The 16,625-nt window shown below is 47.8% G+C and carries 14 protein-coding genes and 4 tRNA genes; 17 read left to right on the top strand and 1 reads right to left on the bottom strand.

All coding sequences use genetic code 11. The annotated features are described in order from the left end of the window. Window positions 1-87 precede the first annotated feature (87 nt). Window positions 88-825: a 4Fe-4S dicluster domain-containing protein gene (locus CR164_RS05400; RefSeq protein WP_110022908.1), complete on the top strand. Its 738-nt coding sequence runs from the start codon at window positions 88-90 to the stop codon at window positions 823-825. 89 nt (window positions 826-914) lie between these two features. After that, window positions 915-1,658, top strand: a complete 744-nt coding sequence (locus tag CR164_RS05395) for a polyprenol monophosphomannose synthase (RefSeq protein WP_110022907.1) — start codon at window positions 915-917, stop codon at window positions 1,656-1,658. 61 nt (window positions 1,659-1,719) lie between these two features. Here CR164_RS05395 and fusA read toward each other — a convergent pair whose 3' ends face one another. Continuing rightward, window positions 1,720-3,804, bottom strand: coding sequence for an elongation factor G (gene fusA, locus CR164_RS05390; protein WP_110022906.1), 2,085 nt, complete (start codon window positions 3,802-3,804; stop codon window positions 1,720-1,722). 247 nt (window positions 3,805-4,051) lie between these two features. Here fusA and eno point away from each other — a divergent pair, with 247 nt between their 5' ends. From eno to rpoB, 15 genes are all read left to right on the top strand, one after another. After that, a complete protein-coding gene (eno, locus tag CR164_RS05380; RefSeq protein WP_110022904.1) occupies window positions 4,052-5,365 on the top strand; it encodes a phosphopyruvate hydratase in 1,314 nt (437 codons plus the stop codon). A gap of 219 nt (window positions 5,366-5,584) precedes the next feature. Beyond that, entirely contained in the window at window positions 5,585-5,899 is a 315-nt protein-coding gene (locus tag CR164_RS05375) for an FtsB family cell division protein (protein ID WP_110022903.1), read from the top strand. 95 nt (window positions 5,900-5,994) lie between these two features. Next, window positions 5,995-8,031 carry a (E)-4-hydroxy-3-methylbut-2-enyl-diphosphate synthase gene (gene ispG / locus CR164_RS05370; protein WP_110023052.1) on the top strand — a complete coding sequence of 679 codons (2,037 nt, stop codon included), beginning with the start codon at window positions 5,995-5,997 and terminating at the stop codon, window positions 8,029-8,031. 157 nt (window positions 8,032-8,188) lie between these two features. After that, window positions 8,189-8,962: an SDR family NAD(P)-dependent oxidoreductase gene (locus tag CR164_RS05365; RefSeq protein ID WP_110022902.1), complete on the top strand. Its 774-nt coding sequence runs from the start codon at window positions 8,189-8,191 to the stop codon at window positions 8,960-8,962. A 117-nt stretch (window positions 8,963-9,079) separates the two neighbouring features. Then, window positions 9,080-9,152 (top strand) — tRNA-Thr (locus tag CR164_RS05360). Window positions 9,153-9,171: 19 nt separating this feature from the next. After that, window positions 9,172-9,254: transfer RNA gene (locus CR164_RS05355), tRNA-Tyr, on the top strand. Between the two features lie 21 nt (window positions 9,255-9,275). After that, window positions 9,276-9,348 (top strand) — tRNA-Thr (locus CR164_RS05350). 23 nt (window positions 9,349-9,371) lie between these two features. Then, window positions 9,372-9,444, top strand: a tRNA-Trp gene (locus tag CR164_RS05345). A 52-nt stretch (window positions 9,445-9,496) separates the two neighbouring features. Further along, window positions 9,497-9,688, top strand: a complete 192-nt coding sequence (secE, locus tag CR164_RS05340) for a preprotein translocase subunit SecE (RefSeq protein ID WP_110022901.1) — start codon at window positions 9,497-9,499, stop codon at window positions 9,686-9,688. 21 nt (window positions 9,689-9,709) lie between these two features. Further along, window positions 9,710-10,285 (top strand): transcription termination/antitermination protein NusG, encoded by a 576-nt coding sequence (gene nusG, locus CR164_RS05335; protein WP_110022900.1) that lies wholly within the window; start codon window positions 9,710-9,712, stop codon window positions 10,283-10,285. Window positions 10,286-10,327: 42 nt separating this feature from the next. Then, on the top strand, window positions 10,328-10,753 hold the full coding sequence (gene rplK / locus CR164_RS05330; protein ID WP_110022899.1) for a 50S ribosomal protein L11: 426 nt from the start codon (window positions 10,328-10,330) through the stop codon (window positions 10,751-10,753). Between the two features lie 73 nt (window positions 10,754-10,826). Continuing rightward, window positions 10,827-11,516: a 50S ribosomal protein L1 gene (gene rplA, locus CR164_RS05325; RefSeq protein ID WP_110022898.1), complete on the top strand. Its 690-nt coding sequence runs from the start codon at window positions 10,827-10,829 to the stop codon at window positions 11,514-11,516. Between the two features lie 17 nt (window positions 11,517-11,533). After that, complete coding sequence (gene rplJ / locus CR164_RS05320) at window positions 11,534-12,058, top strand: 50S ribosomal protein L10 (protein ID WP_110022897.1); 525 nt, start codon at window positions 11,534-11,536, stop codon at window positions 12,056-12,058. Window positions 12,059-12,125: 67 nt separating this feature from the next. Continuing rightward, window positions 12,126-12,506: a 50S ribosomal protein L7/L12 gene (rplL, locus tag CR164_RS05315; RefSeq protein WP_110022896.1), complete on the top strand. Its 381-nt coding sequence runs from the start codon at window positions 12,126-12,128 to the stop codon at window positions 12,504-12,506. A gap of 203 nt (window positions 12,507-12,709) precedes the next feature. Then, window positions 12,710-16,618: a DNA-directed RNA polymerase subunit beta gene (gene rpoB, locus CR164_RS05310; protein WP_110022895.1), complete on the top strand. Its 3,909-nt coding sequence runs from the start codon at window positions 12,710-12,712 to the stop codon at window positions 16,616-16,618. The last annotated feature ends 7 nt before the right edge of the window (window positions 16,619-16,625 follow it).

The following is a 16,625-nucleotide window of genomic DNA, read 5'->3' as shown; positions in this document are numbered from 1 at the left end:
TGTAAAGGAGCCGTTATTCGGCTCCTTTAATTCTCGTTCGTCCTTGGTAAAAAGAAAAATTGTTATTTAACAAAGATAGGAGGGTTTATGGCCGATCCTGTAAAACAACAGGGTACAGCGCCTGCTAAGGAAGCGGTAAAGCCGAAGCCGTCGGCACCTAAAGCCCCGGCTCCCAAAGCGAAAGCGGTTGCTCCTGAGGTGAAGCCGACGCCAGAAGCGGCTGCGAAACAGGCTGCCGTACCGAAAGGAGCCGGGGCTTCGCCGGTATCCAAAAAACGTATGGTAACTCTTGATGTTAATCTAGGGCGTACAGGCCGCAGAATGGAATCGGCACTCCCGATTGTCAAGCCAAAACCAAAACCTGTTGCAAAGCCTAAACCAGCAGCACCTAAAGCAAAAGGGGGACCTCCATCAGCGAAAGGTGGGGTTCCTGCTCCGAAAGGAGCGGCTCCAGCAGCCAAGGGTGTTCCGAAACCCGGGGCAAAACCTGTTGCCAAGAAGAAAGCTCCTCGCCCGAAGAAACATTATTTTATTCTTGAAAACCTTTGTGTCGGTTGTGGACTCTGTCTCGACAAATGCCCGCCCAAGGTAAACGCAATAGGCTACAAGTTCTACGGTGATGTACAGGAAAACGGTTTTCGCTGTTATATCGATCAGGATGCCTGTATATCTTGCTCAGCATGTTTCTCATCGGACGAATGTCCTACAGGAGCTCTCATCGAAATTCTTCCTGATGGCGAGATTCTGGATTTTACATATACACCGCCAGAGCGTTTGGATTTCGACTTGCGCTTTTTGCACCGTTTCCACAAGGAGAACAGGTAGGAGCTGTTTTGCGTAAAAAAGTCGTTGATAAAGCATTGTCCGTGTCCTTGGGCAATGCTTTTTTTATTGTGTTAACCTACTGATATGTGATGATAGAGAGCAGAGTGCCTACCGAAAAAACACTGGTAATTATTCCTACCTATAACGAGTCTGAAAATATAGGAGAGCTGCTGGATGATATTTTCTCACGTTATCCGGAAATGCTCGATATTTTGATTATAGACGATAGTTCTCCAGATGGGACTGCAGGCTTGGTCAAAGAGAAGCAGTTGCGGAACAAGCGCCTGTACTTGAAGGAGAGGCCAGAGAAAATGGGGCTTGGGACGGCTTACATCGATGGTTTCCGATATGCGTTGGAGCATGACTATTGCCGAGTTATAGAAATGGATGCGGATTATTCCCATGACCCTGAGGTTATCGGGGTCATGCTTGAAAAATCATTGACGACGGATCTTGTTATCGGTTCGCGATATATCAACAACACGGTAAATGTCATTAACTGGCCACTCGGCCGGCTGGTGCTGTCGAAAATGGCGAGTATCTATACAAGGCTTATTACCGGTATGCCGGTATCAGATCCAACAAGTGGATACAAATGTTTCCAGGTCCGTGTTCTAAAAGAGATCGACCTCGACAGGGTGAAATCACAGGGGTACTCTTTTCAGATAGAAATGAATTTCAAGGTATGGAAGAAAGGATTTACAATTGATGAGGTTCCGATCATTTTTATCGACCGTGCTGTCGGAAAATCGAAAATGACTAAAAGAAATATTGTCGAGGCCGTCTGGGTTGTTTGGTGGTTGCCGATATTATCATTCTTTCGCCGGTTGTAAGTCGGCAGACTGCCGACAATGGGCGGCACTTTTCCTACTGCCGCCCATTTCAGTTGAACGATTATGCACTTTCCTTTTCTTCTTTTGACGTTACTATCTGGTTCGCAACGTCCTGCGGCATTTCTTCATAGTGACTGAATGAGCAGCTATAACGTGCTCTTCCCTGTGTCAGGCGAACAAGCTGCATATGAAAATCTCGCAATGAAGATTGGGGTATATGAGCTTTAACGATCTGAAAACGGGAATCTGCATCCATACCGATGATTTTCCCTCTCTTGCTGGATATTTCCCCTACAATTTCTCCAGTGTACTGCTCCGGGCTCTGAACGCTGAGCGTATAGTAAGGCTCAAGCAAAAGGGGTTTGGCTTTGTCGAATGCAGCCTTGAAAGCCATGCTGGCCGCGATTTTAAATGCAAACTCTGAGCTATCTACAGGGTGGTGGGAACCATCGTACACTACAGTTTTCAGGTCAACAACCGGATAGCCGCAAAGAACGCCTGTAGCTACTGTTTCTCGAAGACCTTTTTCTACAGCTGGAAGATAGCGGGTAGGTACCACGCCGCCGACAACCTCGCTCGAAAAAGAAAAACCTGAATTTCTCTCGGTCGGCTCGATGCGTACCCAGACATCGCCATATTGACCTCTGCCGCCGGATTGTTTTTTGTACTTACCCTGTGCGTTTGCGGTTATCCGGATTGTTTCGCGGTATGGGATCTTTACCGGTGAGGTTTTAACCGAAACACTGAATTTTTTTTCAAGGCGATTGAGAATCGCATCGAGGTGTGTTTCGCCAAGTGTTTTGAGGATTGTCTGGTTGAATTCTGTATCGTGTTCGATGCTGAAACTCGGGTCTTCTTCGTGCAGGTGAAAAAGACCTGAAGATATCTTTTCCTCATCACCCTGTGCAACGGGCTCTATTGCCGTTGCCAAGAGAGGTTCCGGAAAAATGATCGGACTTATTCTGCAATCGGTTCCCTTGTCGGCAAGAGTATCGTTTGTATGGGAGTCTTTAAGTTTGACAACCATGCCGATATCACCCGCAAGCAGCTTTTCGACCGGGATCTTTTTTTGACCTTCCATGGTATAGACCTGCCCGATCTTTTCAAGCTGTCCTGTCTGGGCATCGATCAGTTCGTGGCCCGTTTCAATATGTCCTGAATAAACCCGAAGATAGGAAACTTCACCTACTCTTGGCTCTGACATTGTTTTGAAGATAAATGCGATTGTCGGGCCTTCTGGGTTGGGGTCGAGAAGCTTTTCATTGTTTTGGTTGCTGCAGTAAGCATGTTCGGGTCCACGTTCTATGGGTGACGGGCAGAGATTGACTATAGCGTTCAGGAGGCGTTCCGAACCGATAAGGTGAAGTGGCGAGGTACAGAAAACAGGGAAGAATGTCCTGGTGAGGAGAGCTGATTTTATGCCGGCACGAAGTTCGTCTTCCGTTAGGTTGCCGACTTCGAAATACCGGTTCATGAGTTCTTCATCAGTTTCGGCAACGGCTTCAACAAGTTTGAAATGCAGGTCCTCAGCGCGTTTTTTATACAGGTCGGGTATTTCGGAAACAGTCATACTGCCCGGCTTGTCAGGACTGAATACAAGCTGTTTCATCAGTAGTACATCGATAATGATATGATGTCCCAAACCCTCTTCTGCAGGGAACTGTATAGGGGTCACTACTTGTCCGAAATGATCTTGAAGTTCCTCAACGGTTTTCGTGTAGTTTGTCCTGTCCGCATCCAGTTTCGTCAGTACGAATACGGTTGGTTTATAGTATTCCCTGGTGTAGTCCCAGATAAGGTCCGTGCCGACTTCTACACCGATGGAGGTGTTGACTGTCAGGAAAACGGTATCGGCTACGCGCATGGATGACTTGACATCTCCATGAAAATCCGGAAGACCAGGTGTGTCTATGAAATTTATCTTGTGTCCTTTCCATGTGCCGTGAACGAGGCTTGAGTTGAGGCTGTGCTGCCTTGTTATTTCATCCTCGGCATAATCGGAGATTGTTGTGCCGTCTTCGATAGTGCCGAGGCGGTTGGTGACATTCATGGAAAGCGCGAGTGATTCGGTAAGGATTGTTTTGCCGGAACCGGCATGGCCTGCGATAACGATGTTGCGAAGTTGATCAGATTGGACTGCGTGCATGAGTAGGACTCCTTGTTATTGAATTGCTGGTGCCCGGGAGTACCGGACGAACAATTTGCGGAGCTGTTTGTTGTCGAGAGGAAACAGCCGATAAAAAAGAAAAGTAAAAAAAAGTTTCTTAAGCTCAGGGGGCATTGATGAAAAGCTGGCGAATAGGTGATAAATTCTTATGTTTAGCGGAGGAATTGTACCCATTGCGTCTCGTATTTTTTTACCGGCTTTTTGAACATAAAAACCAATCGTTATCATGCCATTAATCACCAATGTAGTCGCCCGGCAGATTCTTGATTCTCGTGGAAATCCAACCGTTGAGGTAGATGTCCTGACCGAAACTTCCTATGGCCGTGCGGCAGTGCCCAGCGGAGCATCGACAGGTATTCATGAGGCTGTTGAATTACGTGATGGGGATGGGGATGTTTACCTGGGAAAAAGTGTGATGAAGGCCGTGGACAATGTCAATACGGTTATCAATGATCGTTTGAGGGGTATGCATGTTACCGAGCAGACCGAAATAGACAACACTTTGATAGCCCTCGACGGAACACCGAACAAATCCAATCTTGGAGCCAATGCTATTCTGGGTGTTTCTCTTGCATGCGCCAAGGCTGCTGCTGAATACTCAGGTCTGGCTCTTTTCCGTTATATAGGGGGAACCCTCGCCAATACACTGCCTGTTCCGATGATGAATGTGTTGAACGGCGGTGCCCATGCTGACAATACGGTTGATTTCCAGGAATTCATGATCATGCCCATCGGCTTTACGGCCTATTCGGATGCACTGCGTTGCGGAGTGGAGGTTTTCCACGCGCTCAAGGCTCTGCTCAAAAGCAAGGGACTCAGTACGGCAGTTGGCGACGAAGGTGGTTTTGCACCTAATCTCGGTTCAAACGAAGAAGCGATAGAGGTCGTTATCGAAGCTGTCGGAAAAGCAGGCTATAAGGTCGGTTCCCCGACAAATGCGGGTGGTCTGGGTGAAGCTCAGGTGATGATAGCTCTTGATCCGGCAAGCTCTGAGTTTTATGATGTCGAGCGAAAAAAATACGTTTTCAAAAAATCGTCCGGTAAAGAGCTTGAGTCCGGGGAGATGGCTGAATATTGGGAGAAATGGTGTGGAGACTATCCCATCATTTCCATAGAAGACGGGATGGCTGAGGATGACTGGGATGGCTGGAAAGTTCTCACCGAGAAGATAGGGGCACGTGTTCAGCTTGTGGGGGACGATCTTTTCGTTACCAACACCAGCAGGCTCTCTGACGGCATCGGCAGGCGGGTTGGGAATTCGATTCTTATCAAGGTCAACCAGATCGGAACTCTCACGGAGACACTACAGGCTATAGATTTAGCGAAACGTAACGGTTATACTTCGGTGATCAGTCACAGAAGCGGGGAAACTGAAGATACGACAATAGCGCAAATTGCCGTTGCGACCAATGCCGGACAGATTAAAACAGGCAGTTTATCCCGTTCTGATCGCATGGCAAAATATAACGAGTTGCTGAGGATCGAGGAGGAGCTTGGAGTCGAAGCATACTATCCGGGTGCGAGGGCATTCAGAGTATAGGTGTTCTGATTGGATAGAGTGAACGGTGATCCTCTTAAGAGGGATGGCCGTTGGCTTTTGACGAGAAAAAAAGTTGAGCATCGGGGTCGTTGTCAGGTCTTGGGGTCGAAATGAGATTACGTTGATTATAATTTCGGTGCCGAGGTCTATAACGGCCCCGAACCCCGTAGGAGAAGGGATGTTGCAGGTGGTAAAAATGACAGACAAACGGATGCGAGGTTGAAACAGGTCTTATCTGACATATGGGCTTATGTTCTGTCCCACCCGAAGAAAATATTTTTGCTTGCGCTTGCAGGCGTTCTGGTGCTATGGGTGATTTTTGGGAATTACGGGGTGGTCGCGAGGTTTCGTATGGAAGCGGAGAATCGTATGCTCAGAGAGCTTCAGGAGCAAGAAGAATTGAAGATCATTGAAAACACCCGAAAGATCCGCAGTGCAGACAATCCGGAGACGATAGAGAAGATAGCCAGGGAGAAATATAATTTTTCAAAAGATGATGAGACTCTGTTTATTATCGAGGATAAAAAAAAATAACGCATGGTACCGATATAACCTGTTTGACGACGGTATCTTCCCGATATCAAGCTAAAATAATATAAATAAGTAGTATGCAGCATTTTCCGATAGCAATGTACCATTACAGCAGAAGACTGACACACGAGGTTGGTTTTGGCCCCCTATCGCTTGGAGGTTACCAACCCATACGAGTCGAGTCGATGACAACAACGCATACGATGGATACAACTGCATCTGTAGAGCAGTGCAGGCGGCTCTATGAGGCGGGTTGCGAGATTATCCGCCTGACGGTGCCGACTGAAAAAGACGCCAATAACCTTAAAGTTATTCGGGACCAACTTCGTCGGGATGGTATAACGACGCCACTGGTGGCTGATATTCACTTTTCGAGGAAAGCGGCCTTGAAGGCGGTGGAGTTTGTCGAAAATGTCCGCATAAATCCTGGGAATTTCGCCAATACGAAGAAGTTTTCCAACGAGGAGTATTCCGATGAAGCTTTCAGGGCTGAATACGAAAATGTAAGGAATGAGTTTCTGCCTTTAATTGCGAAAGCGAAAGAGTTCGGGGTGTCGATGAGGATCGGGACCAATCATGGATCGCTTTCGGATCGCATTGTCAGTCGTTACGGAAATACCCCCGACGGGATGGTCGAGGCGGCGCTTGAATTTGCAAGGATTTGTGAAGATGAAGGGTATTATGATATTCTCTTCTCGATGAAGTCATCCAATGTTCGAGTGATGATACAGGCTTACAGGTTGCTGGTGATGAAGGCCGATGACGAGTTGCGTTATGCATATCCGTTGCATCTGGGAGTTACCGAGGCCGGTGATGGTGATGAAGGGAGAGTAAAATCAGCAATGGGTATCGGAGCGCTTCTCGAGGAAGGGCTTGGTGATACCATACGGGTTTCATTGACCGAGGATCCTGTTAACGAGGTGCCTGTGGGATTCGCGCTGGTTAAAAAGTATAACGATTACCAGAAAGTGATGGGTGACAAGGGGCATATGCCGGTCAAGCAGCTTATCGAGTCTCAGGTTGCAACGCCGGTCTTTGACGTGCCGCCCTTCGATCCTGTCGGCTATAGCAGACGGAAAGCAATGGTAATCGATACTGGTGCCGGGGGTCTCGGGGGAGAGAATGTCCCGATGGTTGAAACCTCTGCCACGCAGGTGCCTGCGAACGCGGATCTGCTGCTTGCGGAACTCAAAAGCCGGCTTGCCGTTGAGAGGCAGGATTCGGTATTGCGCTCGGAGTTTGTCACTGTTCCGGTCTCATCGCTGGAGGACGTGGCTCTGCTGGATACGGTACTCGGCAAACTTGGTGCATACCGGGATCGTGTCGGTGTTTCTGTAAAGGATATAGCGCTTGCCCCGGCGTTTATGAATATTGCCGCCAAGGTGCGTATCGGGATTGTCGAGGGACAGATGATCGATAAGGAAGTGCTCGATGGTCTCGACGACAGGGGTGCTGTAATAGAGTTTTGTTTCATACATGAAAACTCCTCAGCCAGGGTTTCAGCTGATATTCTCAAAAGAATTGCGTTGAGAGTGAACGCTATGGGGTTGCGGCGTGTGTTGTTTTCTATTGATTCTCCTGATGCTGTCTATGCGTACCGCTACCTTGTTCGGAGTTTCAATCAGGATGGGATCGATTATCCGCTTGCAGTTCGGTATAGCAAGGGGAAGAAAGATCGTCTTGAAACGCTTATTGATTGTGCGATTCAAGTCGGAACCCTCTTTTGTGATGGCATAGGGGACCTGTTTGCTCTGGAAAGCGGGCTTCCTGAAGATGAGGAGATAGGGCTTGCTTTCAACATTCTGCAGGCGGCGAGGGTGCGTATGTCGAAAACGGAGTTTATCTCCTGCCCTGGTTGTGGGAGAACCTATTTTGATCTTGAAAAAACTGCTGGCATTATCAAGACCAGAATGTCACATCTGAAAGGCTTGAAAATCGGCATCATGGGGTGTATCGTCAATGGGCCAGGTGAAATGGCTGACGCCGATTTCGGTTATGTGGGCTCCGGTAAGAACGGGGTAAGCTTGTATGTCGGTAAAGAATGTGTCAGGTCGAACATTCCTGAAGAGGATGCTGTTGAAAAACTGGTCGAACTGATCAAATCGCATGGGCGATGGGTTGACCCTGTGGAATAGCGGGGAAAGAGAGTTTGCGAGTATTTGCTGGAAACGGTGATCGGCACCAAAAAGCGGTGCTGAAAAAGAGTACCGATGCCGATGTCTCTGAGGTATTGTGGGGAATCCGGAGTAAGCTGTGTGCCCTGGCAGTGTAGCGTGAAAAAAACGGGTGACTATGTTTTATACGTTGATAACCGGCGCTTCAACCGGGATTGGTCAGGAGTTTGTGCATGAGTTTGCACGACGGAAGTGTGATATGGTTCTTGTTGCCCGTTCTGAAAGGCGATTACAGGAACTCAGTGAGGAGGTGAATCCTTCAGGCAATCTTGATATTCACATATGTGCTGAAGATTTGGGAGATCCGGACAGCCCAAGGAGAATTTATGAATATTGTGCTCGAAAAGAGCTAAGAGTAGGGTTGATTGTCAACTGTGCGGGTTTCGGTTTTGCGGGTGATTACGCATCTATGCCTTTGACGGAGCTACAGGAAATGGTGCAGGTGAACGTGGCGGCTATGGCATTGCTTGTGCGGCTTTTCATTCCCGATATGATAGCGGAAAAGAAAGGGGGAATTATAAATATATCGTCGGTGGGTGGATTTCAGGGCGTTCCTTTTTTAGGGCTTTATTCGGCAACAAAGTCATTTATCATAACGCTGAGTGAATCACTCCACAAGGAATTAGGGGACAAGGGAATAAAGGTTGTCGTTGTCTGTCCTGGATACATTGATACGGGTTTTCACGCCAGAGCGCATCAATATCCCGAGCACAGCATACTGCCTGTCTCGGAGCCTTCCGTGGTTGTCAAAGCTGCGATCAAAGGGCTTTATAAAAACAGGTTACATGTTTTTCCAACGTTTCTTGACTTTTTACTGGTTTTTCTTCAGCGTTTTCTGCCGAGGCGCACAGTATTGAGGACGGCATCTTTTTTGGCTCCTCTCAAGTTATAACGGTGGCTCATAGACATTCAAAAATGTTTTTTTAATACCAGCCAGGTAAGAATAGCGTTTTTTTTTGGATTTTGATTTAATAGGATTATATTACCTGCCCTGTTTTTTTGAAGCTGTGCTGGTGTAGCTCAATTGGTAGAGCAGCTGATTTGTAATCAGCAGGTTGCGGGTTCGAGTCCCATCACCAGCTCGGAGTAAGACAGTAAAGCGGGTAGGTAGCGAAGCGGTCAAACGCAACAGACTGTAAATCTGTCGACATATGTCTTCGGAGGTTCGAATCCTTCCCTACCCACTGTGGTTTTCTGGTAGCCAGGCTGATGTAGCTCAGTCGGTAGAGCACTTCCTTGGTAAGGAAGAGGTCACCGGTTCAAGTCCGGTCATCAGCTCTCATACTCGTGTGGTTATGCAGACGTCAGTAGCTTAATTGGTAGAGCAGCGGTCTCCAAAACCGCAGGTTGGGGGTTCGAGTCCCTCCTGACGTGCCGGTATAGGGGGTAAAGCACAAAAAAGATATTCTATTGTGAAAGGCGGCATATGAAGAAATATCTCGATAAGGTAGTCCGGTACTACCATGATGTTGTCAATGAGATGAAGAAGGTTGCCTGGCCAAGTCCTGAGGATACCCGCGATTTGACTATTGTTGTCTTGACCGTTTCCGGGTTGCTTGCTTTGTTTACGTTTGTGGTGGACTGGGTTATAAACTCGTTTATCGGAAAATTGTTGTAAGAAAAGAAAGGTTAAGGTAGGATGAGCGAAACGACAAGGGAGAAAGAGGCTCAGGGACTTCCTAAACCTCGCTGGTATGCTTTGAGGATCTATTCCGGCCATGAGCGAAAGGTAAAGGAAGGTATTGAGCTTGAAGTGGAGCGCCAGGCCTTGGGGGATAAAATCCTGCAGGTTTATGTTCCTTATGAAAAGTTTGTCGAAGTCAAAAACGGCAAGAAGAGGAGTCTCACCAAAAATGCATTTCCTGGTTATGTCCTTATCGAAGCTGTGCTTGATAAGCAGACCAAGAATCTGATTATGGATATTCCTTCGGTTATGGGGTTTCTGGGTGTTAATGACATCCCGACACCCCTGAGACCCGATGAGGTGGAAAAAATTCTTGAGCCCGGAGGTACTGTCGAGCAGCGCTCTGTTGTTGAGGCTCCCTTCCGTGTCGGTGATTCCGTCAAGGTAATAGATGGTCCTTTCAGTTCGTTGATCGGGGTGGTTCATGAAGTGTGCACCGAAAGAATGAAAGTCAAGGTGATGATTAACTTTTTCGGACGAAGCACTCCTACAGAGCTTGATTTTTCACAGGTTAAGTCAATTTCTCAATAACACGGCTTGAGTATTATTCAGCTGTTGAAACAGTGATTTTGTATGGCAAAAAAGGTAGTTGGGTTTATTAAGCTGCAGATTCCGGCAGGCGGTGCCAATCCTGCGCCACCCGTTGGACCGGCCCTCGGTCAGAAGGGTGTGAATATCATGGAGTTCTGTAAGCAATTCAATGCGAAAACCCAGTCGCAGGCAGGAACCATTATTCCGGTTGTTATTACGGTGTTTTCCGATAAATCGTTCACGTTTATCACCAAGACACCTCCTGCCGCTGTGCTGTTGCTCAAGGAGGCCAAGTTGCAGAAAGGTTCGGGAGAGCCGAACAAGAACAAGGTTGGAACGGTCACGGAAGAGCAGGTTCGCAAAATCGCGGAACTGAAAATGCCGGACCTGAATGCCTTTGATGTTGAAGGCGCTATGCAGATGGTTCGGGGTACGGCAAGAAGTATGGGAATCGTTGTGGAGGGCTGAGTTTATTCAGTGTTGATGTGTGATTGTGGGAGACCGTCAGGTCGTTTTTTTAACCACTTGCAAGAAAGAAACAATGTCAGGAAAAAAATACAAGAACGCTTTAGAAAAAGTTGCTGCACAGGGTGAGTGCGATTTGCAGCAGGCGGTAGAGCTTCTCAAGGAGATTAGTGACGTCAAGTTCGATGCATCGGTTGATGTTGCAATGAGGTTGGGGGTTGACCCGCGTCATGCGGACCAGGTTGTTCGTGGTACCGTTATGCTACCTCACGGGACAGGTAAAACCGTGTCGGTTCTCGTGATTTGCAACGAAGCAAAAGCGGCCGAAGCTCAGGAAGCCGGTGCCGATATGGTTGGGTTTGAGGACTATATCGAGAAAATCCAGAACGGCTGGACAGATGTCGATGTCATCATCGCAACTCCGGATGTTATGGGTAAGCTGGGCCGGGTTGGTAAAATTCTTGGTCCTCGCGGGCTCATGCCCAACCCGAAATCTGGTACGGTTACGATGGATATTGCAAAAGCGGTAAAAGAAGTTAAAGCAGGTAAAATTGAGTTCAGGGTCGATAAGGCTGGTAATGTTCATGCTCCTGTGGGTAAAATATCGTTTGGAGCCGAGCAGCTTGTCGATAATGCTGCCAGCTTTATCAAAGAGGTTATCAGACTCAAACCTTCCGCTGCAAAAGGACAGTATGTCAGGAACATTTCCGTTTCCAGTACGATGTCCCCTGGGGTAAGGGTGAAAAAAGAGAAGTATGTCGCCTAACATAAACGGTTTATACGATGAAACGCGAGAAAAAAGAGCAGATTGTTAAAGAGGTTTCTGAGAAACTTCAGAGGGCTCAGGGAATTTATCTGACTGAATTTCAAGGGCTTGATGTCGCAAAAATGGCTGAATTGAGAAATCAGTTCCGTCAGGCGGGTGTCGAGTACAAAGTGGCGAAAAACACACTGGTGAAAAAGGCTCTTGAAAGTGTTGAAGGCGGGGACCGCCTGGCTGATGGTCTGGTAAACACTACCGGTGTGGCTCTCGGGTATGATGATCCTGTCGTTCCGGCGAAAATCATAGAGAAGTTCGGTAAGGATAATGAGCAGTTGAAGTTCAAGATGGCAGCCATCGACGGTTCCGTGTTCGAGGCTGATAAGCTGAAAGAGCTCTCCAAGATGCTCAGTAAAACCGAAAATATCGGCCGTATGGCCGGTCTGGTGAATAACGTCATCAGTTCCGTGCCCATGGTGATCAATGCAGTCATGCGCGATCTTGTTTCCGTTATCGATCAGGTAGCGAAACAAAAGCAGGATGCATGATTGAATGAAAGTCTATTACGCACTCAAAAGAATTGTATACATAAAATAAAAACAAGAGAGGAAGATAATGGCATCTATTGACACACTTGTAGAGGAAATTGGTAAGCTGTCGCTTACCGAAGCTTCCGAGCTGGTCAAAGCCCTGGAAGAGAAGTTCGGTGTGAGTGCTGCTCCGGCTGTTGTTGCTGGCGGTGTAGCGGCAGCTCCCGCAGGTGAAGCGGCAGCTCAGGAAGAAAAAACCGAGTTTGACGTCGAACTCAAAGCGATCGGCGGTAACAAAATCAACGTTATCAAGGTTGTTCGTTCCATTACCGGTCTTGGCCTCAAAGAGGCAAAAGAAATGGTTGACGGTGCACCGAAAGTCGTTAAAGAGGCTGTGAGTAAGGAAGAAGCCGAAAAAATCGCTAAAGAACTCAAGGACGCAGGCGCGGAAGTTGAGCTCAAGTGACATTTTTTCGGGCGTCGATTATGATCATAAGCTCCGTTTCAGCATGAGGCGGAGCTTTGCCTGTTTGTAAGAGTTTAGATGTTTCGTTCCGCAAATACGGTGTTCATTACCATTAAAGCGTATCTGCTGGGAACGGCTGTTGTGTTTTGATTCAATGAAGAGAAAGAGAAGTACTTCCTGCAATCGATAAAAGTGAGGTGCAAGTGAAAGTGGCTGATAAAACACAGAAAGAGTGTATTGCCTTTTCAAAGATCCAGAGTATAGTTAATCCTCCTGATTTATTACAAGTTCAGTTAGATTCATTCAAGAGGTTTATTCAGGACAGTGTTCCCCTTGCCAAACGTAAAGATCAAGGTCTTGAGAAGGTCCTTCGCAGCGCTTTTCCGATCACGGATACCCGTGGCCTGTATTTACTTGAATATATATCATATACATTTGACAAACCGAAATATACAGTAGAGGAGTGTATTGAAAGAGGGTTGACCTATGATGTTTCGCTCAAGGTCAAGCTCAAGCTCTCGTATAAAGACGAGCCTGATGAATCGGACTGGAAAGAAACTATCCAGCAGGAGGTGTATCTTGGTCGAATACCTTATATGACCGACCGAGGTACATTTATTGTCAACGGTGCGGAGCGTGTTGTCGTCGCCCAGTTGCACCGCTCTCCTGGTGTTGTGTTCAGCGAAGCTGTACATCCGAACGGCAAAAAGATGTACTCGGCCAAAATTGTGCCGACCAGAGGGTCGTGGATAGAGTTTCAGACCGATATCAATAATCAGATATACGTCTATATAGACCAGAAAAAGAATTTCCTGGTCAGTGCTTTGCTCAGGGCGATAGGATTTACGAAAGATGAGGATATCCTAAGCCTCTTCGATCTCGTTGAGGAGGTTCCGGTCAAGGCAAGCAAGAAGGATTATCTCATCGGTAAAAACCTTGCATCGGATATTATCGATATGCAGACTGGTGAAGTGGTCAGTGCACGGACAGCCATCACCGAGGATATTCTTGATCAGATCACCGCGGCTGGATACAAGACCGTCAGGATCATGAAAGCCGGTGCTGGTGAAAAAGGACTGGATAAATCGGTAGTCACCAACACCATTCTCAACGACAGTTCAGCAACCGAAGAAGAAGCTCTTGAAATTGTTTATGAAGAGCTGCGGGCAAACGAAGCACCGGATATCGATGCGGCCAGGAGCTTTCTCGAAAGAACATTTTTCAATCAGAAAAAATATGATCTGGGAGATGTCGGGCGTTACAGGATCGATAAAAAGCTCGGCAAAGAACATGATGCGTTCAAGACATTTCTTGATGAGAATTCTGAGCTGAAAGCTCTTTCGGATGGTATCTACGAAAAAATCCTCCAGACGATCCAGTCATATTCGGATGAGCCGATAGGTGATGAGATCATGGTGTTGACACATTATGACATTATTGCGGTTATCAACTATCTGATCAAGCTTGTCAATGGCCAGGCCGAGGTTGACGATGTCGACCATCTCGCAAACAGAAGGGTTCGGACCGTTGGTGAACAGCTTGCCGCCCAGTTTGTTGTCGGACTCGCCAGGATGGGAAAAAACGTCCGTGAAAAACTCAACTCGAGGGATACCGACAAGATTGCGCCGGCGGATTTGATCAATGCCCGTACAGTATCGAGCGTGGTTTCGAGCTTTTTTGCTACAAGCCAGCTTTCTCAGTTTATGGATCAGACAAATCCGCTGGCTGAGATGACCAACAAGAGAAGGGTGTCCGCTCTCGGCCCTGGTGGTCTTACAAGAGAGCGTGCAGGTTTTGAGGTTCGTGACGTACACTATACGCACTATGGCCGCCTCTGTCCGATCGAAACCCCTGAAGGTCCGAACATCGGCTTGATCTCCTCGTTGTCGGTCTATGCCGAGATCAATGATAAAGGGTTCATCCAGACGCCTTACCGTGTTGTGAAGGATGGGGTCGTTACTGATGAGGTGTTGATGCTTTCAGCCGAGGATGAAGAGAACAAGATTACCGTTCCGGTGAATGTTCCGCTGGATGAAAAAAGAAAAATAGAATCTGAAACCGTTCAGGCACGGACAAAAGGTGACTATCCGGTCGTTACAGCCGAAGAGGTTGATTACATGGATGTCTCTCCGATTCAGATCGTCAGTGCGGCAGCGGCTCTTATTCCGTTCCTTGAGCACGATGATGGTAACCGCGCTCTCATGGGGGCCAACATGCAGCGCCAGGCTGTTCCCCTTCTCGTGGCAGATGCCCCTGTGGTTGGAACCGGCATGGAGGCAAAAGTTGCTCGTGATTCCCGCGCCGTTGTTCTTGCCGAAGGCGCCGGTGTTGTCGAGTCGGTTACTTCGGAAAGTATCCGTGTGCGCTACGAGATGGATGGTGATGATGAAAATCGAATGATCATGCTTGACCCTGACGAAGGTGTCAAAACCTATGAGTTGATCAAATTCAAGCGGTCGAACCAGGATACTTGTATTACCCAAAAGCCTGTTGTGAAGAATGGTCAGGCTGTCGAAAAAGGGGATGTTTTGGCCGACGGGCCTTCCACTGAAAATGGTGAACTGGCGTTGGGTAAAAACGTGCTTGTCGCGTTTATGCCTTGGAGAGGGTATAACTTTGAGGATGCTATTGTTCTAAGCGAGCGGTTGGTCTATGATGATGTCTTTACTTCGATTCACATTCATGAGTTCGAAGCGAACGTTCGGGATACGAAGCGCGGCGAGGAGCAGTTTACCCGCGACATCTACAATGTCAGCGAAGAGGCGCTGCGTAATCTCGATGAGAACGGCATCATTCGTATCGGTGCCGAGGTCAAGGAACGTGATATTCTTGTCGGAAAAATAACACCGAAAGGAGAAAGCGATCCGACACCCGAGGAAAAACTTCTTCGTGCGATTTTTGGTGACAAGTCCAGCGATGTAAAGGATGCGTCGATGCATGTCCCGGCGGGGATGAAGGGCATTGTGATCAAAACAAAGCTGTTCAGCCGCAAGAAAAAGGTCGGGTTGGATATCAGGGAGCAGCAGGAAGCGATCGATGCCCTGTATGATCGTAAGGAATCCGATCTTCGAAGCCGTTTCAAAAAGTGGATGAAAGAGCTTTTCGAGGGTAAGAAAAGCACCGGTGTATACAATGAAAAAGGCAAAGAGTTGGTTGCTGCCGGGACCGTTCTTGATGAAGAATTGCTCGGTAAGTTTGCCGGTCTCGGCTTCCTGGAGTCTCTGGACCTTTCAAAAGGTGTTGTAAAAGAGGCAAAAGCAAACGAAAGTTTACTTCGATTGTGCAGGGAGTATCGCCTCATGCTCAAGGATCTGTCGGATGAACGCGAGAACGAGAAGTACAAGCTCAATATCGGAGACGAGCTTCCTCCGGGTATCGAGGAGCTTGCCAAAGTGTATATCGCTCAGAAAAGAAAGATTCAGGTGGGCGATAAAATGGCAGGACGACATGGTAACAAGGGTGTTGTCGGGAAAATATTGCCGATCGAGGACATGCCGTTCATGGCCGACGGAACGCCGGTTGATATTGTGTTGAACCCTCTAGGTGTTCCCAGCCGTATGAATATCGGGCAGCTCTATGAAACGTCACTCGGATGGGCTGGAAAGCAGCTTGGTGTGCAGTTCAAAACCCCTATTTTCGATGGCGCAACCTACGAAGAGGTTGAGCAGCAGCTTGAAAGGGCAGGACTGCCGAAGCATGGAAAAGTCAGGTTGTATGATGGCAGGACAGGTGAGCCTTTCGACGATGAAGTGACGGTTGGTTACATCTATATGCTGAAACTCAGCCATCTTGTCGATGATAAGATCCATGCACGTTCCACGGGTCCATACTCGCTTATAACACAGCAGCCTCTTGGCGGTAAAGCTCAGTTTGGCGGTCAGCGGTTTGGTGAGATGGAGGTCTGGGCACTTGAAGCATATGGGGCGGCCAACATTCTCAGAGAGATGCTTACGGTCAAATCGGATGATGTTGTAGGACGAAATAAAACGTATGAATCGATTGTGAAGGGCCAGAACCTGCCCGATCCCGGAACGCCGGAATCGTTCAATGTGCTGGTTCGGGAGTTACAGGGTCTTGGACTTGAGATACGTATTGACAACAAGGTGCCTTAGGGCGAGA

Source organism: Prosthecochloris marina, from assembly GCF_003182595.1.
GTDB lineage: Bacteria > Bacteroidota > Chlorobiia > Chlorobiales > Chlorobiaceae > Prosthecochloris > Prosthecochloris marina.
This window is presented reverse-complemented; position numbering and strand designations above follow the sequence as displayed.